This is a genomic window from Paenarthrobacter sp. E2MeOHC11 (genome assembly GCF_058744955.1).
Genome location: NZ_CP196673.1, coordinates 3,839,129 through 3,853,132, shown reverse-complemented (window position 1 = coordinate 3,853,132; position 14,004 = coordinate 3,839,129). Strand labels below are relative to the sequence as shown.

Below are 14,004 nucleotides of genomic sequence, written 5' to 3'. Positions count from 1 at the left end.
CGTGCTTGGCCGAGGGCAGCAATTCGCACTATCAGGTTCTCCGTGTTTCCGTCACAGCCACGGACAAGGAGATCAAAGTGGCCTACCGGAAGGCTGCCCGGAAGGCACACCCCGATCACGGTGGAGAAGCGGAGACTTTCAGGCGCGTGACGCTCGCCTACGAAACCCTGATCGATCCGCAGCGCAGGGCTGAGTACGACCGGAGGTACGCCAGCGGCGCCTCAGGCCCCAGCCAGCCAAGGCCCGGCGACTACACGGGCACCGCTGCTCCGGGCCCCTTTGCCACAAGCAACGTCAGGCGGCCCCAGGCCCAGCGCAACACTGCCGGTGATCCCGCGGTCTATGTTCCCCCTTTTGACGATCCCAACGAGGTTCCGCTCATTTCTGCGGCGGAAGCAGCCCAACAAGTCCACGGACTCCCCCGCAAACGTGGAATCTTTGGCGCCGAAGCGCGTATCCAGAGGGAGATGCGCACGGTCCAGCTCATCAGCCGCCAGGTACTGCCTGCCATTCCCGCCGCGAGGCTCATCAACGGCCTGCGCTCACCGTCGGACAATAACCACATCGACCACGCTGTCCTCTCCGGCTACCGGCTGGCGTTGGTCGGATCCATGTTGCTGCCCAAAGGCGCCTATGCCTGGGACGGCAATTCCCTGCGCCACGGCGGCCGTTCCGTGGCTCCCCCGCACCTTGCCCACATTGTCCGCCATATGCAGGACATCTTCCCCGAACTCAACGTCACGGGCTGGGTGGTCCTTCACAGTCCCGACGGCAACCTCCATGAACCGGTCATCGACCAGTACGGCAAGGGCCAATCCAGCCACAATGCCGTGGAGGTAGTCAATGGCGCCGGGCTCGTCAGGGGGCTCAAGCAGTTCCTCAGCTCGGGGCCGGCTCCGAATACTGTGGTGGTGCCGGTCCTGGCCCGGCTGCTTCGCGGGATGCACTAGGCCACCGGAACCTCCGAAGACCGGGATGCGGCCGCTCCGGACAGCCTGACTAAGATGGGACGGTGTTCCGCATCCTCTTCCACACCCCAGAAATCCCGGGCAATACGGGCAACGCCATCCGCTTGGCCGCCATCACGGGAGCTGAGCTCCACTTGGTGGAGCCCCTTGGCTTCGACTTTTCCGATGCCAAGCTGCGACGTGCCGGCCTTGACTACCACGATCTTGCAGTAGTCACAGTTCATAAGGATATCGACGCCGCCTGGGCAGCACTGAAGCCCGAGCGCGTCTTCGCCTACACTTCCGACGGCGAGACGTCCTATACCGATATCAGCTATCGCGAAGGCGACGTCCTGATGTTTGGGCCGGAGTCGGTTGGCCTGCCGGACTGGCTGAAGCAGGACCCCCACGTCACCGCACGCGTTCGCCTTCCCATGAAGCCGTCGCTCCGCTCACTCAATCTGGCCAATGCTGCCTCTATCGCCGTGTTCGAAGCCTGGCGGCAGAACGGATTTGCCGGCGCCAAGGTCTAGCCCATCCAACGGCGCCACAGCACCGAATACCTTATGCAGGGACAAGTCCTGCCTTGGACATTCGTTGAGGAGCCTACGTGAGCGCGCTGCAGACCAGGGTGATGACGGTAAAGCACCGCACTGCCGCGTCCGCAACACAACATGGACGTGCTGCCACATTCAAACGGGACGACATATGCTGGACGGTGATGGACATCCCCAACAACCCCGGCCCCCCGGTCTTTGAGGCTACTGGCACTGCAGCAGATTTGAATGCGCAGTTGACTGGTTTGCTCGAGCTCGTGGCCACCGGCGACCAGCAGGCTTTTGCCGAGTTCTACCGCCTGACCTCCAGACGGGTCTTCGGTATGGCCAGGCGCGTCCTGATAGACCCTGACTTGAGCGAGGACGCCACCCAGGAGGTTTTCATCCAGGTGTGGCAAGGAGCGGCGAAGTTTGATCGCGCGGCCGGAACCCCACTGGCCTGGCTCATGACCATTGCGCATCGACGGGCCATAGACCGTGTTCGCACTGTCCAGGCCGCAACGGACCGTGAAGCCAAATACGGTGCAGCGAGCCTGGACCCGGACCGCGACCTGGTCGTCGAAGAGGCTGACACGAACTTGGAAGCCGAAGCCGTCAGCCGATGCCTCGGCACGCTCACGGACACCCAGCGCGAGTCCGTCCGCCTCGCATACTACGGCGGTTTGACGTATCGGGAGGTCGCCGAGCAACTCGGCGCTGCCGTCCCGACCATCAAGTCCCGCATCCGGGATGGACTGCTGCGCCTGAAGACCTGCCTGGGGGTGGGTTGATATGAGTGAGAACACCAGTGGAGGCTTTATCCGCAGAATGTTTGCCAACGACATCGCTACCGACCTCGCCGAGGGCCGCGTCCTTGAACTGGCTGAAATCTATGCTTTGAACGCTGTCAGTGACGAAGAACGGGCCTTGATAGACGACTACATCAAGGATGCTCCAGAAGGTCCGGAGTTCCACGAACGGGTTCGTGAAGCCCGGGAGACTCTGGCGGTCAGCTTCGCGCCGGAGGAAGCGCCCCCTGCAGGCCTGTTCGACAACATCATGGAGCGTATTGCCAACGATCCCTCCGTGAAGCCCGCCGCAGAGCCGGTAAGTCCCGGACCTGAGATCCCTGTCGTCGATGAACTTGCCGCAGCGAGAATGAAGCGCGAGGAGCGCAGCCGGACTGGTGGCGCGCGCCGATGGATCGTTGGGGCAGCCGCTGCAGCCGTCATTGCTCTCGGCGGCATCGGAGTCGGCACCTACGTCTCGGCGCAGAATGACCCAGTCAACCAGGTGCTGCAAGCACAGGATGTCCAGAAGAAGTCCGCGCCGGTTCCCGGCGGCGGTACAGCCACCATCTCCGCGTCATCGGCCAAAGACTCGTTCGTGGTCCTGATGGATGGAGTTGCCCCGGCGCCGGAAGGCAAGGTCTACCAGTTGTGGACCCTTCCCAAGGACGGGTCGGCCCCCGTACCCCAAGGCACCATGGACGCCCAGACGCTCTCCAAGCCCGCCGTTGTGAAGGGCCTGGCATCCGCATCGTCCGTAGCCATCACGGTGGAACCCACAGGCGGATCGAGCGCACCCACCACTGAGCCGGTCCTGGTGGTCGCGCTCAGCGCCTGACCCTCGGGAAGTTAATGCACGACGGCGGCCGTCCCACCTTGGGGACGGCCGCCGTCGTGCGTGTCGGTACCTTCAGCAGCTATAAGACGAGCGATAGAAGCATCACGAACCCGAAACCCACCACGGAGATCAGGGTTTCCATGACCGACCAGGTCTTGAATGTCTGTCCAACGGTGAGCCCGAAGAGTTCTTTGACCAACCAGAATCCGGCGTCGTTCACGTGGGACAGGAACAGCGAGCCTGCGCCAATTGCCAAGGCCAGCAAGGCAGCGTGCGTCGGGCTCAAGCTGCTCGCCAGTGGCGCCACAATTCCCGCGGCCGTTACCGTGGCAACCGTAGCTGAGCCAGTGGCAAGGCGGAGAGCCACAGCCACGATGAAGCCGAGCACCAGGACCGACATGTTGGCACCTTCGGCCCATTTCTTGACGGCATCCCCTACCCCGGCGCCGATCAGCGTCTGCTTGAAACCGCCGCCCGCTCCCACAATGAGGAGGATCGCGGCGATCGGCCCAAGGCTTTCACCCACCTTCGAGGTGATCTTGCTGCCGGTGAAGCCCACGGCGTAACCGAAGGTCACGATTGCAAGGAGCACAGCCAGCGTCATGGCCACCAAAGGCTGGCCCACGAAGTCGAAGAAGATCCGGATGGCTGGTGCCGTTTCGGGGTTTGGCCAGATGATGCCGCCCAGCGCCTTGAGCAGCATCAGGACCACGGGGAAGATGATGGTCAACAGAGTGACCAGGAACGAGGGCTGGCGCTTGACTTCGCTCATGTCTGCCGCGTGCTGGGTGTCGATACCTCCGGCCACGGCGGGCGCGTCAACAGGGACCCACCGGGCCGCCAACCGCGAAAAGAGCGGACCACAGATGATGACCGTGGGAACCGCCACGAGGATGCCCAGACCGAGGGTTGTTCCCAGTTCGGCTTTGACTGCGCTGATCGCAATGAGTGGTCCCGGATGCGGCGGCACGAGCCCGTGAAGCACAGATAGGCCAGCCAACGCCGGAATGGCGATGCGCATCAGCTTCATCTTGGACCGCTGCGTCACCAGGACAATCACCGGAAGCAGCAGGACGAGCCCGATTTCGAAGAACATGGGCAGCCCGATGATGACCGCCACGAGCGTGATCATCCAGACCAACTTGTTGCCGCTGGCTTTTGCCAGCAAAGTGTCCACTACCCGGTTGGCGCCACCGGAATCGGCCAGCAACTTCCCGAGCATGGCTCCCAGGGCAATGAGCAGCCCGACTTCCTTGAGGACACCACCAACCCCGTCTTCGAAGTTGGTGATAACCTTGCCCAGTTCCACGCCGGAGGCCAGGCCAACGAAGGCCGAGCCCAGCACCAGCGCAAGGAACGGATGAAGCTTGAGCTTGGCAATCAACACGACAATCAGGGCAATGCCCAGCGCGGCCACCACAAGAAGTTGGGTGTCGTGCCCGGTCCATTCCTGTACTTGCCTCGCGGTTTCCAGGACCCTCACGAGGCTGTCGCTTCGGGGCCGGCGCCTGCGGGCCGGAGACCGAGCCGTTCAATGACTTCGTCGGCTTCTTCTGCCGGCGAAGCCGAAACGCACAGCGAGATGTGGTTCTCGTCTTCCGTGGGCTCCTCCAAGGCGTCGAACTGCGATTCCAGGAGTGATGGCGGCATGAAGTGGCCGTGCCTGGATGCCAGACGATCGGAGATCTTGTCCTTGCTCCCCTGCAGGAAGACGAACACCACTCCCTCGCCGCGAAGCACGTCGCGGTACTTCTTTTTCAGAGCCGAGCACGTAATGATCGCCGGGGTTCCTGCATCCGCCCGCTCGCGGATCCAGTCCGAAATGATGCCCAGCCAGGGCCAGCGGTCCTCATCGCTGAGGGCCAGCCCCGACTGCATCTTGGCTACATTCGCCTCCGGGTGCAGGTCGTCGCCTTCGGCGAGATCCCACCCCAGCTTGCCGGCAAGAACACCGGCTACAGTCGATTTGCCGGAACCGGAGACTCCCATAATCACCAGTACGGGTTGTTGCGCAGTCTTCGCCATCAAAGTCTGCCTTCCTCGAATAAATATGATTTAACCGAGATCAAGCATATGACACGGGTTACACCACGGCAACGTCAGAAACCTGCGATGGTGCTTGAACCGTTGACGGACACCACGTGGAAGGCCTCAGCACTGGTACCCGCAGTCAGGCCGGCCCGCTCGCCGTTCGCCAACAGCATGCTCCTGACAACGCGCTCCATGCCTTCAATATCGGGATGCTGGCTTGCATGGACACGGATGGCCTCGAGCTTGGCCTCGACGTGTCCTGAGACATCCACAAAGTGGTTCTCCCTGGCTTCGGGGCTGGAGATAAACCACAACCACGGCAGCTTGTAGGCACCCAGACCGGCCTCGGCCAGTTCTGGATAGGCAAAGGGATTCTCCACCGCCGGATAAACCGCCCGGGTTACGGCTTCCCCGGCCGCCAGGTGGTCCGGGTGGCTCTTTTGAAGTCGGTCCCAGTTCCGTTCCGGGTGCATGGTCAGCACGATGTCCGGCCGGATTTCGCGGATCAGCTTCACAACCTGCTTGATGACGCCATGTGTCGGTTCAAGGTAGCCATCGAGCTCGTGGAGGTAATGGATGTCGGTGACACCTACCAGGGCGGCCGCCCGCCTTTGCTCCTCTGCGCGGAGTTCAGTGATCCGATCCCTGTAGGCCGGATCGAAACCGCCGGCGTCACCGTCGGTCATGATGCAGTAGCTGACCTCGACGCCGGCCGCAGTCCACGCTGCAATGGTGCCAGCAGCGCCGAAGTCGATGTCGTCAGGGTGGGCAGTAAAACAAAGCACCCGCTCGACGCGCTCCGTGGAGGCGTCGAACGGGCTCTTTGCTGACATAGCGCCAGGAGGCAAAGGGATCAGCCTTTCCGCTTCTTGATCTCGGCCGTGGCCTGTGGGAGAACCTTGAACAGGTCACCGATGATGCCGTAGTCGGCAATCTCGAACACCGGCGATTCTGCATCCTTGTTGATGGCCACAATGACTTTGGAGGTCTGCATTCCGGCCTTCTGCTGGATTGCGCCTGAGATGCCGGCCGAGATGTACAACTGGGGCGAAACCGTGACACCGGTTTGGCCCACCTGGGCGTCGTGACCGATCCAGCCTGCGTCGGTGGCGGCACGGGAGGCGCCCACCGCAGCGCCCAAGGCATCTGCGAGCTCTTCAACCGGAGCGAAGTCGCCGTCAACGCCGCGGCCGCCGGCTACGACGATCCTCGCTTCGCTGAGGTCCGGGCGGCCGCTGACCGGCTTCTCGGTCCGGGCAGCGATGCGGGCAGAGTTGGCGATCGCGCCCGCCGGTACTTCAATCGTTGCAGTGGCCGGGGCAGCCGCGGCACCAACCGGCGAAGGCTCTACGTTGTTCGCCTTGACCGAAAGAACTGTGACCGGAGTAGTTGCCTTCGCCGTGGTGTTGTACGAGCCGGCAAGAACAGACTTGTGCGCGGTGCCATCGGCTTCAACGCCCACGACGTCAGTGATCACGCCGGCGTTGAGCTTGATACCGAGCCTGCCCGCGATTTCCTTGCCCTCCGGAGAGTTGTCCAGGAGGACTGCCGTGGCTCCCGAGGAGGCCACTGCAGCGGCGAGGTAGGCAGCCTTCGGGCCAACCAGGTAGTTGTCGAGGTCCTCCTCCGACGGCAGGTAGACCGTAGTGGCGCCGTAGGCACCCAAGGTGGCTGCGACGTCGTCGTTCAGCTCACCGGTGAACGCGACGGCGGTCTCCCCCAGCGAGCGGGCGATGGTCAGGAGTTCCAGGCTGCTCTTCTTGAGAGCCGCTCCGGGGTTGTCAATGAAAACAAGTGCATTTGCCATGGTTGGAATCCCCTTTAGAGCAGCTTCTGGGCGGCGAGGAAGTCGACCAGCTTGATGCCGGCGTCGCCGTCGTCGGTGATGATGGTGCCTGCCGTCCGTGGCGGACGCGCCTCTGCGGATTCCACCACTGTCCAAGAACCGGCGAGACCCACCTGCGAGGCATCCACGCCAATGTCCGAGAGCGACAGGGACGCGATCTTCTTCTTCTTGGCGGCCAGGATGCCCTTGAAATTGGGGTAGCGCGGCTCGTTGATCTGGTCGGTGACCGAAACCACGGCAGGGAGCTGCGCTTCCACCGTTTCAGAGAAGGCGCCGGCGTCACGGCGGGCGGTGACCTGATTGCCCGCAACCTCAAGGCTGGACGCGAACGTCACCTGCGGATAGGACAAGCGTTCGGCCAACTGGGCCGGGATCAGCGACGTCTCACCGTCGGTGGACGCCATGCCTGTGAGGACCAGGTCCACCGGGCGGCCATCAGCCGAGATGTGGCGGATAGCGGCGGCGAGGGCCAGCGAGGTGGCAGCTGCATCAGAACCGGCCAAAGCGTCATCGCTGAGGTGAACGCCCGAATAAGCGCCGATCTGCAATGACTTCTTCACCGCGTTGACGGCACCGGAGGGACCCATGCTCAAGGCAATGACCTCGTTGCCGGCCTTCGGGCCGCCGCGTTCCTCGGCCAGCTGCAGCGCTGCCTCAAGGGCGTACTCGTCCAGCTCGGACAAGATGCTCTCATCACGGTCGGTGGTGTTTCCGGGTCCGGTAATGTGCCGGTCGAACTGCGCGTCCGGGACGTGCTTGACCAGAACGACAATCTTCAATGTCTCTTCCACTGTCTTCGAAGCAGCCTTCCATGCTTGTGGACGGCCAACCGCAGCAGCGTGGCCGTGAATTGCCCAGCGCGTGGGCTCGTCCTAGCTAAGCATATTGCCCGCAGAAAGCCACTCCCAGCGTTAACCCCTGTTTCAGCTGCCCGCGTGACTTTCGTTGGGCTGATGCCGTGCCGGGTACGGCAAAACGGCGGGCGACACCCAAAGGTGCCGGCCCGCCGTCGTGCGCTGTTCCCGCTGCCTACTGCTGGGCGGCGTCGAGGGTTACCTCAACCTCCTGGGCCTGGCCGCCGCGTTCAATGGTGACCTTGACCTTGGCACCGGCCGGCTGTTCCCGTACCGCAGCCGTCAGCTGGTTCGGGTCGCTCACCGCGTAGTCGCCGAACTTGGTGACAACGTCGCCTACCTTGAGTCCTGCTTTGGCTGCCGCCGAACCGGTGGTCACTGAGGCAACTTCGGCGCCGACAGAGAAGCCGGAATCACTCCCTGTGGACGACTTCGAACGGACCGACACACCGAACTGGCCGTGGCTGGCTTTGCCGGTGTCGATGATTTCCTGTGCCACGCGCTTGGCATGGTTGATCGGGACACTGAAGCCAACACCGATGTTGCCACTGGACGACTCGGACGTTCCGCTGCCGGCAGACGCGATGGCGACGTTGACGCCGATGACCTCACCCTTGCTGTTCACCAACGCACCACCGGAGTTACCGGGGTTGATGGCGGCGTCTGTCTGGATGACGTTGATGGCAATGGAGCCTTCGTTGGCTGTGGACTGGCTCTGGCCACCGTTTGGAGGCGCGAACTGGAAGCCTTCGTCGCCGCCCTGGCTCTCGTCGGGTGTGCCTTCCGGCACGGCAGACGAGGCAACGCTGATGGTGCGGTTGAGCGTGGAGACGATACCGTCCGTCACCGTACCCGTCAGGCCCAGAGGCGAACCGATGGCGACGGCGGTGTCCCCCACATTGATCTTGGAGGAGTCACCGAGCGTTGCCGGAACCAACCCGGACGCGTCGCTGACTTTGATCACCGCGAGGTCCGAGAGTGGGTCCGTGCCTACAACTGTGGCCTTGAGGACCTTGCCGTCGCTTGTACGTACCTCGATGGCGGCATTGGCCGTGGCACCGTCCAGGGTCACGACATGCGTGTTGGTGAGAATATGGCCCTGGTCATCGAGGATGATGCCTGAACCGGTTCCGCCCTCGTTGCCGCTGGTTGCTTTGATCGTTACAACACTCGGCGATGCCTTGGCGGCTGCCGCAGTGATCACGTTGACGTCATCCTTGTTGTTGACGATGACCGTGCTGGACTGTCCGCTCGTCGATGCTGCCGGAGCCGGCTGGTCCCAGAGCACGTTGCTTCCGGCCACTACACCGCCGCCGATGAGGCCCGCCGCGAGCATGCTGGCTACGAGGGTTCCGACGCCGAACGCGGGCTTGCGCTTGGTGGCGACCGTTGAGTTACCGGGTGCGTGCTGCATTCCAGGGCCGTGCTGTCCCTGGGGGTTTGCGCCCGTGCCGTAGAACGGCTGGTGCTGGGGGTAGTTCGGGCGGTTCGCCGGATCCTGGTGCTGCGGAGCGCCGTAGTACTGCGGCTGCTGCTGGGTGGCATTGGGCTGGCCGGACGGCTGGGCGGGTGCTGCGTGGTGCCCTGGGTGCTGTGCTGTGTATTGCTGGGGCGCCTGCTGGGCAGGGGCTGCGTGCTGACTGGCATGCTGTGCCGGCGCGTTCTCCTGATCCGGCCGGCCAGCCGGGCTTGCAGGCGGCTGGAACGCTGGCAGTGGCGTGGTGGGCTGTGCACCGTTTCCGGCACCTGCCTCCTGCCCTGAAGGCTCGTGCCCTGAAGTCCAGGCAGGCTGCTGCTGGGTGGCGGTGGCATCGGTGTTGTCGCTGGTGGTGTCCCGCGGCTCGGATGGCTCGCGGTCCTCCGGTGCGGTGCCCTGCGCTGGGTTCTCCGTCATGGGTCTTCCTTTCGTCCTCGTCTTCAACAACTATGGACCCAATAACTGGAACAAAAGCGGACGTTCGCTGGGAGCTTCCTGAAAGGCTCAGTAAGACCCTTTCAGCCCCTCCGCAATTGCCCTTAACGCCTGGACAATCCTGCTCTCTCCTATATTTCGCTGGTGGCATATTCACCCCTGTGGACGGGTTAGGGGGTGCACCATAGAATCAAGAGGAATTGCCACAGCGACCTGCGGCTTTACACCATGCGTGGGGGCGCTGAGCATTCTGTGACGATTGGTACGCCTTGTTCCAGTCGCAGACGTGCTGAAGGGTTGCACATGCGGTCAATATTTAAACGCGTACTCGCCGGGATTGGCGTGGCTGGACTGTTGGCCTTCCCGGCCACAGCGGCTTGGGCTGTCGATCCGGTGACCATTCCGTCCGGACAGAACATCGTGGACGACGCCAACGTCCTGGGCAGCCGAAAAGGCGAGGTCCAGGAAGCCATCCAAAAGACTCTCAAGGACCACAAGTACAACCTGTACGTTGTCACCGTGGATTCCTTCACCAACCCCTCGGACCCCAAGGAGTGGACCAAGGCCGTTGCCGATAAGAAGCTCATGGGCAAGCCGGACGCCATTCTGGCAATTTCCACGGCTGGCCAGTACAACTTTGCCCTGAACTCGGGCAGCTCCATCTACTCCAAGCAGTCGGCAATCGCTCAGAACGCCGTTGTTGCCAATCTGGCAGGCGGCAAGAAGGACTACGCCCAAGCAGCCATAGATACGGCTGCTGCCATCGGCGACGCCGCAGGCGGTGGAAGCGGGACAGTGCCCAGCGGCAACGCCGGTGTTGGCGTCCTCGTTGGAGTCGGTGTAGTAGCCGCCGGTGGCGCAGGGACGTACCTGTACTTGCGTAACCGCCGCAAGAAGGGCAGCAGCCAGGCCACCAGCGCTAGCTATGGACCGCAAGGTGAGCAGCTGGACCCTCTCGCGGGGCTGAGCATCCCGGAGCTACGTCAGAAGAGCGGCTCACTGCTGATCGAAGCCGACGACGCCATCAAGTCCAGCGAACAGGAACTCGGCTTCGCACAGGCCCAGTATGGTGATTCCGCGATCGGCAACTTCACCAAAGCCCTTGAAGAAGCAAAGGGCCACATGACGGAGTCCTTCAAGTTGCAGCAGCAGCTTGATGACCACATCCCGGACACCGAAGAACAACAGCGGAGCTGGCTCGGCGAAATCATCCGCAGGTCAGAGGCAGCACTTGCTTCGCTGCGAGACCAGAAGGCCGACTTTGACTCGTTGCGTGAGCTTGAAAAGAACGCCCCGCAGGCCTTGGCGGCAGTGTCCGCCGGAGCCAGGGACGCGGATTCCAAGATCGCCAACACAGAACAGTCGCTGGAGGGCTTGCGCGCAAAGTACGCCGACTCTGCCTTGACGCAGGTCTCCGATAACATCCTGCAGGCAAAAGAGCGCCTCGCATTCGTGCAGAACGCCGTCACCGCAGCCCAGGAGAAGTTGGCGGCCGGCGAGAACAGCCTGGCCGCAGTGGCCGTTCGTGCCGCCGAGGAAAGCCTGCACCAAACCAACGTATTGATCGATGCCATCTCCAAGACGGCCGGCAGCCTGGATGAGGCACGTGCCTCCCTGGAAGGCGCAGTTGCGGAGACCAGCCAGGACCTCGCCCAGGCCAGGGCCATGATCCAATCGGGTGAGCACCCCGAACTTGCTGGCCCCGTAGCCGGTGTGGAAGCCGCCTTGGCACAGGTGAAAACCGAGATCCAGGGCGGAAAGATTGATCCCATCGCTACGCTCAGCCGGGTGGAATCAGCCCATCAAGCCCTGGACCAGTCACTGTCCGGTATTCGCGACCAGCAGGAGCAGGCCCGCCGGGCGCAAGCATCACTGCAGCAGACCATCATGGCTGCCCAGGCCCAGATCAGCGCCACCTCGGACTACATCACTGCCCGACGCGGCGGCGTAGGTACGGAAGCCCGGACCAGGTTGGCCGAGGCTCAGCGCAATCTGGATTACGCGCTGTCCATCTCACGCAATGATCCTGTGACGGCACTGACCTACGCCCAGCAGGCGCACTCACTTGCTGCCCAGGCGGCCCAACTTGCACAGTCCGACGTCGACCAGTTCGGCTACGCAGACCAGGGCCAAGGCTACGGACGCGGTGGCATGTTCGGCGGTGGCGGCGGAGGCGGCGGCCTTGGCGGCGCCATCCTCGGCGGTATCCTCATCAATTCCATCCTGAACGGCGGCGGAGGCGGCTGGGGCGGCAACAACGACGGCGGAGGCGGCGGTGGCTTCTTCGGTGGCGATTCCGGTGGCGGCGGAGACTGGGGCGGCGGCGGAGGCGACTTCGGCGGCGGAGACTCCGGCAGTTTCTAGCCCGACAGACTAGGTGGGGTCCATGCCCCGCATAGAAGCGGTACAACAACTGATCACTGACTTCAGTGGCACCACTGAGCAGGACGAAAGGCAACACCATGGTTAAGCAGTCCATTTTCGGTCGGATCTCGCAGCTCGCCAAGGCAAACATCAATGCCTTGCTGGACCAGGCTGAGGACCCGCAGAAGATGCTGGACCAGATGGTCCGCGACTACACGAACAACATTGCCGAGGCCGAGTCAGCCGTGGCCCAGACCATCGGCAATCTTCGGATGTTGCAGGCGGACTACAACGAGGACATCAAGAACGCCCAGGACTGGGGCAACAAGGCCCTCGCCGCATCCCGCAAGGCCGACGAGTACCGCTCCGCCGGCGATTCCGTCGATGCCCAGAAGTTCGACAACCTTGCCAAGGTGGCCATCCAGCGCCAGATGACTGCGGAGTCAGAGGCAAAGTCGGCTGAGCCGAGCATTGCGTCCCAGACAGAGGTCGTCGACAAGCTCAAGACCGGGCTTGACCAGATGAAGAACAAGCTCAACCAGCTGACCGCCAAGCGCAACGAGCTCGTTGCCCGCTCCAAGACCGCAGCGGCCCAGTCCCAGGTACACGACGCCCTCAAGAGCATCGACATCATGGATCCCACCAGCGAGGTTGGCCGCTTCGAAGAGAAGATCCGCCGCGAAGAAGCCAAGGTCCTGGGCCAGCAGGAGCTTGCCAGCTCCAGCCTCGACGCCCAGTTCAACCAGCTCGAGGACCTCGGTGAGCAGACGGAGATTGAAGCCCGCCTTGCAGCCCTGAAGTCCGGTGGTTCCAAGCCGGCCATCGGCGCCGGAGCTCCTGCTTCAACCGGCGCTACCGTCGACGAAGCCGACTTCGACAAGCTCTAGTAACCATCAGGCGGAGCGCCTGTGACGTACAACTGAACCAAGGCAATGGGCCGGATCCTGCAAGGATCCGGCCCATTGTTGTCTGATGTCTATTTACCCCGCAGGTGATTGCACAACTGAATCCTGCCCGGGACTGACATCCGTTGCCACTTCAGCGCGGATCTCGAAACCCCTGGGATGGAAGTACGTCACCGTACATTCCAGGACCTCCCCGTGAGGGCCCAGCGTCGTCCGCTCCAGTCGCGGCACCATGGCAAAGCCACGGACGTTGAGAGCGTCTGCAAGGTGTTCCGGGGGCTCATGCATCGTGACGGTGATTTCCGCCCGCTGGAGCGGCTTCAGCGTCCTGTCCTGGATGACCTGGTAAATGGAGTTCCGCTCGGCATCCGCCAGGCTGATATGGCGTCCGATCTGCGACGGGATGAAGATCTCTGCAATGGCATAAGGCCAGCCGGCGCTTGAGTACGAACGGCGGATCACCAGGACGAGGTTGTCATCAGAGACCAGCTTGGCCGGTACTGACTTGTCTTTTTCCATCCATTTGTATTCGATGAGGCCCTTGACGGTCTTCATGCCTGCCGCCGTGAACGTCTCCATGAATGGCGCCAGACGGTTCAGCATCTTGACGGGACGCTGGGCCATCACGAATGTCCCCTTGCCCTGCCTGCGGACCAGCAAACCCTTCACCACGAGCGTTTCGATGGCTTTGCGGACGGTAGTACGACTAATGCCGTACTCGTCCATCAAGGACTCTTCGGTCGGTATCCGTGACCCGGGCTCCAAACGGCTGACCTGGTCCGTGAGAACTTCAGCCACCTGCTGATAGACCGCGACAGGGCTGTCCCTCTGAAGGACTTCACGATTGAGGCCGGGGTTGAAGTCTTCGTTGACCATAGCGCCATCCCATCCGTTGTCTAGCCTCAGCAAATCCGGATCCGATGCTAGCACCGGCATTCCGGCTCCCTGCTCAACAGCCAACTGCCTGCTCACCAAAGGAGGAC

The 14,004-nt window shown here is 62.7% G+C and carries 13 protein-coding genes; 6 read left to right on the top strand and 7 right to left on the bottom strand.

Annotation, left to right across the window (positions count from 1 at the left end; translation table 11 throughout):
* Positions 1–5 precede the first annotated feature (5 nt).
* From ACSSVG_RS17945 to ACSSVG_RS17930, 4 genes are all read left to right on the top strand, one after another.
* Entirely contained in the window at positions 6–950 is a 945-nt protein-coding gene (locus ACSSVG_RS17945) for a J domain-containing protein (protein ID WP_492415784.1), read from the top strand.
* 62 nt (positions 951–1,012) lie between these two features.
* Positions 1,013–1,480, top strand: coding sequence for a tRNA (cytidine(34)-2'-O)-methyltransferase (locus tag ACSSVG_RS17940; RefSeq protein WP_178996968.1), 468 nt, complete (start codon positions 1,013–1,015; stop codon positions 1,478–1,480).
* 188 nt (positions 1,481–1,668) lie between these two features.
* Positions 1,669–2,274 (top strand): ECF RNA polymerase sigma factor SigK, encoded by a 606-nt coding sequence (gene sigK / locus ACSSVG_RS17935; protein WP_256492644.1) that lies wholly within the window; start codon positions 1,669–1,671, stop codon positions 2,272–2,274.
* A gap of 1 nt (position 2,275) precedes the next feature.
* Positions 2,276–3,109 (top strand): anti-sigma factor, encoded by an 834-nt coding sequence (locus tag ACSSVG_RS17930; protein WP_492415783.1) that lies wholly within the window; start codon positions 2,276–2,278, stop codon positions 3,107–3,109.
* Between the two features lie 79 nt (positions 3,110–3,188).
* Here the strand turns inward: ACSSVG_RS17930 and ACSSVG_RS17925 are convergent, their stop codons facing one another.
* From ACSSVG_RS17925 to ACSSVG_RS17900, 6 genes are all read right to left on the bottom strand, one after another.
* Positions 3,189–4,592 carry a GntT/GntP/DsdX family permease gene (locus ACSSVG_RS17925; RefSeq protein ID WP_492415782.1) on the bottom strand — a complete coding sequence of 468 codons (1,404 nt, stop codon included), beginning with the start codon at positions 4,590–4,592 and terminating at the stop codon, positions 3,189–3,191.
* A complete protein-coding gene (locus tag ACSSVG_RS17920; RefSeq protein ID WP_231337966.1) occupies positions 4,589–5,134 on the bottom strand; it encodes a gluconokinase in 546 nt (181 codons plus the stop codon). Before ACSSVG_RS17920 ends, ACSSVG_RS17925 begins: the two co-directional genes overlap by 4 nt.
* 74 nt (positions 5,135–5,208) lie before the next feature.
* Entirely contained in the window at positions 5,209–5,973 is a 765-nt protein-coding gene (locus ACSSVG_RS17915) for a PIG-L deacetylase family protein (RefSeq protein ID WP_492415781.1), read from the bottom strand.
* 20 nt (positions 5,974–5,993) lie between these two features.
* Entirely contained in the window at positions 5,994–6,947 is a 954-nt protein-coding gene (locus ACSSVG_RS17910; RefSeq protein ID WP_231337964.1) for an electron transfer flavoprotein subunit alpha/FixB family protein, read from the bottom strand.
* A gap of 14 nt (positions 6,948–6,961) precedes the next feature.
* Entirely contained in the window at positions 6,962–7,765 is an 804-nt protein-coding gene (locus ACSSVG_RS17905) for an electron transfer flavoprotein subunit beta/FixA family protein (RefSeq protein ID WP_231337963.1), read from the bottom strand.
* 250 nt (positions 7,766–8,015) lie between these two features.
* A complete protein-coding gene (locus ACSSVG_RS17900) occupies positions 8,016–9,734 on the bottom strand; it encodes a trypsin-like peptidase domain-containing protein (protein ID WP_492415780.1) in 1,719 nt (572 codons plus the stop codon).
* A 321-nt stretch (positions 9,735–10,055) separates the two neighbouring features.
* Between ACSSVG_RS17900 and ACSSVG_RS17895 the strand changes: the two genes are divergently transcribed.
* Entirely contained in the window at positions 10,056–12,116 is a 2,061-nt protein-coding gene (locus tag ACSSVG_RS17895; protein ID WP_492415779.1) for a TPM domain-containing protein, read from the top strand.
* 98 nt (positions 12,117–12,214) lie between these two features.
* Complete coding sequence (locus ACSSVG_RS17890; RefSeq protein ID WP_231337960.1) at positions 12,215–13,003, top strand: PspA/IM30 family protein; 789 nt, start codon at positions 12,215–12,217, stop codon at positions 13,001–13,003.
* Between the two features lie 93 nt (positions 13,004–13,096).
* Here ACSSVG_RS17890 and ACSSVG_RS17885 read toward each other — a convergent pair whose 3' ends face one another.
* Positions 13,097–13,897: a GntR family transcriptional regulator gene (locus tag ACSSVG_RS17885; RefSeq protein ID WP_231337959.1), complete on the bottom strand. Its 801-nt coding sequence runs from the start codon at positions 13,895–13,897 to the stop codon at positions 13,097–13,099.
* Positions 13,898–14,004: the final 107 nt, after the last annotated feature.

Coding starts and splice junctions, on each gene's coding strand:
- ACSSVG_RS17885 (WP_231337959.1), bottom strand. CDS start 13,897: ATGGTCAACGAAGACTTCAACCCCGGCCTCAATCGTGAAGTCCTTCAG.
- ACSSVG_RS17890 (WP_231337960.1), top strand. CDS start 12,215: ATGGTTAAGCAGTCCATTTTCGGTCGGATCTCGCAGCTCGCCAAGGCA.
- sigK (WP_256492644.1), top strand. CDS start 1,669: ATGGACATCCCCAACAACCCCGGCCCCCCGGTCTTTGAGGCTACTGGC.
- ACSSVG_RS17930 (WP_492415783.1), top strand. CDS start 2,276: ATGAGTGAGAACACCAGTGGAGGCTTTATCCGCAGAATGTTTGCCAAC.
- ACSSVG_RS17900 (WP_492415780.1), bottom strand. CDS start 9,734: ATGACGGAGAACCCAGCGCAGGGCACCGCACCGGAGGACCGCGAGCCA.
- ACSSVG_RS17895 (WP_492415779.1), top strand. CDS start 10,056: ATGCGGTCAATATTTAAACGCGTACTCGCCGGGATTGGCGTGGCTGGA.
- ACSSVG_RS17920 (WP_231337966.1), bottom strand. CDS start 5,134: ATGGCGAAGACTGCGCAACAACCCGTACTGGTGATTATGGGAGTCTCC.
- ACSSVG_RS17910 (WP_231337964.1), bottom strand. CDS start 6,947: ATGGCAAATGCACTTGTTTTCATTGACAACCCCGGAGCGGCTCTCAAG.
- ACSSVG_RS17915 (WP_492415781.1), bottom strand. CDS start 5,973: ATGTCAGCAAAGAGCCCGTTCGACGCCTCCACGGAGCGCGTCGAGCGG.